2 protein-coding genes and 1 pseudogene are annotated in these 3,828 nt (G+C 68.6%); 2 read left to right on the top strand and 1 reads right to left on the bottom strand.

What is annotated here, in order from left to right; all coding sequences use genetic code 11:
* A pseudogene (locus tag FV228_RS22745) lies at positions 1-297 on the top strand (DNA polymerase III); the annotation flags it as partial.
* A gap of 431 nt (positions 298-728) precedes the next feature.
* On the opposite strand, the gene FV228_RS22740 reads toward FV228_RS22745, so the two are convergent.
* Positions 729-2,927, bottom strand: a complete 2,199-nt coding sequence (locus tag FV228_RS22740) for a 3-hydroxyacyl-CoA dehydrogenase NAD-binding domain-containing protein (protein WP_147856673.1) — start codon at positions 2,925-2,927, stop codon at positions 729-731.
* 113 nt (positions 2,928-3,040) lie between these two features.
* Between FV228_RS22740 and FV228_RS22735 the strand changes: the two genes are divergently transcribed.
* Positions 3,041-3,820, top strand: a complete 780-nt coding sequence (locus FV228_RS22735; RefSeq protein ID WP_147856672.1) for an EAL domain-containing protein — start codon at positions 3,041-3,043, stop codon at positions 3,818-3,820.
* Positions 3,821-3,828: the final 8 nt, after the last annotated feature.

The following is a 3,828-nucleotide window of genomic DNA, read 5'->3' as shown; positions in this document are numbered from 1 at the left end:
CTCCCCCGCCGGGCTTCGGGACCGATCAGCGACCGCGCGCTGGCCGCCTTCCCGGCCGCCCCCTCGGCACTGCGCTTCTCCGTGCGGGGCTCGACCGGCAAGCGGTACGACGTCGTGCTCGAAGAGCGGGCGGGCGGCCCGCAGCTCCGTTGCACCTGCACGGCCGGGCGCTACGGGATGCGCTGCCGCCACGTGAAGGCGTTGGAGGTCGGGGACATCACCGACCTGCTCTCCGACAACGCCGAACACGTGGAACTGCTCGCCCGGATGCTCGGCGCGAAAGTCCGTGTCGCCTGACGAGGATCAGGCTGCCGCGAGGCAGCGCCAGAACGCCGCGACCGCGCGCTCATACCGAAATGCCGATACGCGACCAGTTGAAGAGGCCGTAACCCGAGCCGTTCCCGAGGCGATCGGGAACGGCTCTCAGGCCAGCGCTTTCGAGGTGTTTGGCCAGGTGCGCGTCGTGGGATCAGCGCTCCCGAGCCGATCACGCGCCCCCCCCCCTTTCCCGGACAGGTGAAGCGAAGCGGAACCTGATCCGGGACCCAGCACACGAAGCGCCGCGCCAGCGGCACATGTTGATCAGGCGGACGCTGCGCACCGTATTGTGTTGGATCCCGGGTCGCATTCCGCTGGCGCTGCATGCGCCCGGGAAAAGGGCCGTGCAGACCGCTCGACGCCATGTCCTTGCTCTCGGGCCCCGGTCCTATGAGCGCCCAGCTAAAAGATCAGGCCGCGCGCTTCGCATCGCCGTAGAACGTCCCGCCCTGCTCGGCCATGACGGCCAGGGTGTCGGGGACTCGGAAGCGGGCGCCGTGCTTGGCCTCGAGGCCGCGGGCCAGCGCCACGAAGGAGGCCGCCCCCATGAAGTCGATGTAGGACAGGGTGCCGCCGGTGAACGGGGCGAAGCCGAAGCCCAGGATCGAGCCGACATCGGCCTCCCGGGGATCCGTGACCACACCCTCGCCCACGGTGCGGGCGGCTTCCAGCGCCTGCACCACCAGGAGCCGCTGCTTCAGCTCGTTGAAGTCGACCGCCTCGGGGGCGATCCGGTTGGGCTGCAGCTCCGCTAGGCCCGGCCAGAGGCGCTTGGGGGCGCCTTCGGGATAATCGTAGAACCCCTTGCGGTTCTTGCGCCCGAGCCGGCCCTGGCCCTCCACCATGGCGGTGAGGATGGTCTTCTGGGCCGGGTCGACCGCCCCCGCGCCGACCTGCGCCTCGGTGGCCTTGGCGATCTTGAGCACGAGGTCGAGGGCGACCTCGTCGTTGAGCGAGAGCGGACCCACCGGCATGCCGGCCTGGCGCCCTGCGCTCTCGATCATGGCGGGCGGCACGCCTTCGGCGAGCATCTTGTGCCCTTCCAGGATGTAGGCGCCGACGCAGCGGTTGGCGAAGAACCCGCGGGCGTCGTTCACGACGATCGGCGTCTTCTTGATCAGTCGCACGTAATCGAGGGCGATCGCGAGCGCCGCGTCGCCGGTGGCCTCGCCCTTGATGATCTCGACCAGCATCATCTTCTCGACGGGCGAGAAGAAATGGATGCCCACGAACCGGTCCGGCCGCTGCGAGTTCTTCGCCAGGCCGGTGATCGGCAGCGTCGAGGTGTTGGAGGCGAAGATCGTGTCGGCGCCGATCACCGCCTCGACCTTCTGGATCACCTCGGCCTTCACCTTGGGGTCCTCGAACACCGCCTCGATCACGAGGTCGCAGCCGCTGAGCGTGGCGTAATCCGCCGTTGTGGTGATCCGGCCGAGCAGCGCGTCGCGGTCCGCGGTCTTGGCGCGGCCCTTGTTGATCTGCCCAGTGATCAGCGTGTGGGCGTAGGCCTTGCCCTTCTCGGCGGCCTCGATCGACTGATCGACCAGGACGACCTCGATCCCGGCCTGGGCCGTGACGTAGGCCACGCCCGCGCCCATGAAGCCGGCGCCGATCACGCCGACCCGCCGCAGGCTGGTGGCGGGAACGTTCTTCGGCCGGCGGGCGCCCTTGTTCAGCTCGCCCATGGAGATGAACAGCGTGCGGATCATCGCTGCCGCCTCCTTCGAGCGCAGGATATGCGCGAAGTACCGGCTCTCGACCCGCAGGGCGAGGTCCATCGGCAGCTGCAGGCCCTCGTAGACCGAGGCCAGGATCGCCTTGGCGGCCGGGTAGTTGTCGTGCGTCTCCCGGCGGTAGATCGCGTTGGCCGGCGGCCAGATCATCATGCCGGCGGGTGAGTAGACTTTGCCGGAGGGCGCCTTGAACTTCGGCACGTCCCAGGGCGCCACCGCCGAGCCGCCGTTGCGGATCCAGGCCTTGGCGCGCTCGACGATCTCGGCCTGCGGCGCCACCGCGTGGATCAGGCCCATGCCCTTGGCCATCGGCGCGCGGATCTGCTCGCCCTTGAACAGCATCTGGAGCGCGTCGCCGGTCTGCATCAGCCGGGCGACCCGCTGGGTGCCGCCGCCGCCCGGGAACAGCCCGACCTTGATCTCCGGCAGCCCGAGCCGCGTCTTGGCATCGTCCGAGGCAATCCGGTGATGGCAAGACAGGGCGAGTTCGAAGGCGCCGCCCAGGCACAGGCCCTGGATCGCGGCCGCGAACGGCTTGCCGCAGGTCTCGAGCCGCCGGAACAGCAGCGACAGGCGCCGCGACGCCTCGAAGAAGTGGCGCATCGCCACCTCCTCGCCCTGCTCGGCTTTCAGCTGCTCATAGGCCCGGCCGAGTCCCTGCAGCATGGTGAGGTCGGCGCCACCGGAAAAATTGTCCTTGCCGGTCGCGATCACGCAGCCCTTGATCGCCGCGTCCGAGGCGACCTGCTCGATGATCTGCTCCAGCTGATCCATCACCGCTTCGGTGATCACGTTCATCGACCGGCCCGGCATATCCCAGGTCGCCACCGCAACGCCGTCTAAATCGGTCTCAAAACGGAAATCGGTCAGCGTCATGGTGCCGTCCTCCCAAAGTCACGCCGTCTAAAAGCCGGTGGTTGTACGTTAAGGTTGCATTGAGTGCTGGAGCGCATGATCCGCCGGTCGGGGGGTACCGACGGATTCGGCACATGACGAAGGAAATTGGCTGCCGCGCATGCCGCGACGGGGCCGCCCTCGATTTCGACTTCACGATGGCCTTCCAGCCGATCCTCGACCTCGGATCCGGACACGTCTGGGCCTACGAGGCCTTGGTGCGCGGGCCCAATGGCGAACCGGCCGGCACGATCCTCGACCGGGTGACGGACGCGACGCGCTACCAGTTCGACCAGGCCGCGCGCGTGAAGGCGATCGAACTGGCCGGGCGCCTGTTCCCGCGGGACAGCGACACCCGGCTGTCGATCAACTTCATGCCGAACGCGGTCTACGAGCCCAACGCCTGCATCCGCGCCTCCCTGGATGCCGCGCGGCGCGTCGACTTCTCGTATCGGCGGATCATGTTCGAGTTCACCGAACAGGAGCGGTTCCACGACATCGAGCACGTGAAGCGCATCGTGGCCGCCTACCGCAAGCAGGGCTTCCTGACGGCGCTCGACGATTTCGGCGCCGGCTTCGCGGGGCTGAACCTGCTGGCGAATTTCCGCCCCGACCTGATCAAGATCGACATGGAACTCGTGCGCGGCATCGACACCGATTCCGGCCGCCACGCGATCGTGTCCGGTATCATCGCCATCGCCCGCGCGCTCGGCGTCACGGTTCTGGCCGAGGGCGTCGAGACCGCGGGGGAACTCGACGCCCTGCGCGGTCTCGGGATCACGCTGGTGCAGGGCTATCACTTCGCCAAGCCCAAGCTCGAGGCGCTGCCCCAGGTGGACGGCTTCGCCCACCGGGCGGCCGCGCGCGCGGCCTGAGGCCAGCC

Source organism: Methylobacterium sp. WL18, assembly GCF_008040015.1.
GTDB lineage: Bacteria > Pseudomonadota > Alphaproteobacteria > Rhizobiales > Beijerinckiaceae > Methylobacterium > Methylobacterium mesophilicum.
Note: the sequence above shows the minus strand (reverse complement) of the source record. Positions and strands in the feature narration are given on the sequence as shown.